Source organism: Mesorhizobium sp. M1E.F.Ca.ET.041.01.1.1 (assembly GCF_003997355.1).
Lineage (GTDB): Bacteria > Pseudomonadota > Alphaproteobacteria > Rhizobiales > Rhizobiaceae > Mesorhizobium.
In genome coordinates, this window is sequence record NZ_RZSL01001146.1 from 1 (window position 1) to 753 (window position 753).

Annotated in this window: 2 protein-coding genes; both read right to left on the reverse strand. The window is 66.1% G+C overall.

What is annotated here, in order from left to right; translation table 11 throughout:
• Nucleotides 1-14: 14 nt before the first annotated feature.
• A complete protein-coding gene (locus tag EOA38_RS38000; protein ID WP_126093141.1) occupies nt 15-356 on the reverse strand; it encodes a winged helix-turn-helix domain-containing protein in 342 nt (113 codons plus the stop codon).
• 85 nt (nt 357-441) lie between these two features.
• A partial coding sequence (locus tag EOA38_RS38005) for a TOBE domain-containing protein (protein ID WP_189435240.1) occupies nt 442-753 on the reverse strand: 312 nt, incomplete at its 5' end.

Below are 753 nucleotides of genomic sequence, written 5' to 3' on the forward strand. Positions count from 1 at the left end.
ACTCCCCTACTCCCCTATTCAGCATCGATCTCCGCCTGCAAAGCCTGCATATGCACAGCGGCGGCAGAAGCGGCCGCGCGCTCGATGGCCCTGAAGCGGCTGACGACGGCGAGGCCCACCGGCGTCAACTGCGCGCCGCCGCCCTTCTTGCCGCCGGTCTGCGCCGAAACCAGCGGCTTGCCGAACACGCGGTTCATGTCCTCGACGAGGTCCCAGGCGTGCTTGTAGGACATCTCCATGCCGCGCGCCGCGGCAGAGATCGAGCCGAAGGCGGCGATCTGCTCCAAAAGCTCGACCTTGCCCGGGCCGATCCGCCCGTCGGGATCGAGGTTTATCCGCAGGCTCAGCGACGGCATCCCTTGTCCTCCGCGGTCACGTCAAAAATACTCCCATTGCGGCCAAATCGCTATTCCAATGTAACATAGCGGTATTGCCCTTTCGTCAACCATCGGCCTCGGCCGGCAGCCCGGCCCCGGTCGTCGCGCTGTCGAAGCTCACCGTCTTGATCACGGCGAAGACCTCGCGGCCGAGTTCAAGGCGCAGGCTCTGTTTCGACTGCTCGGTGATGCGCGCCAGCACGGTCGCACCGTTGCAATCGATGGCGATTTCCACTGTGGGTCCGACGCCCGGCCTGACCGCGGCGATCGTCCCAGCCAGTATATTGAGCGCGCTGAGGCCCGCCGGCTGCTCGGTCGCGATCATGACATCGCGGGCCCGGATGCGGAGCCGCACCGGAGATCCCACCGGCCGTGC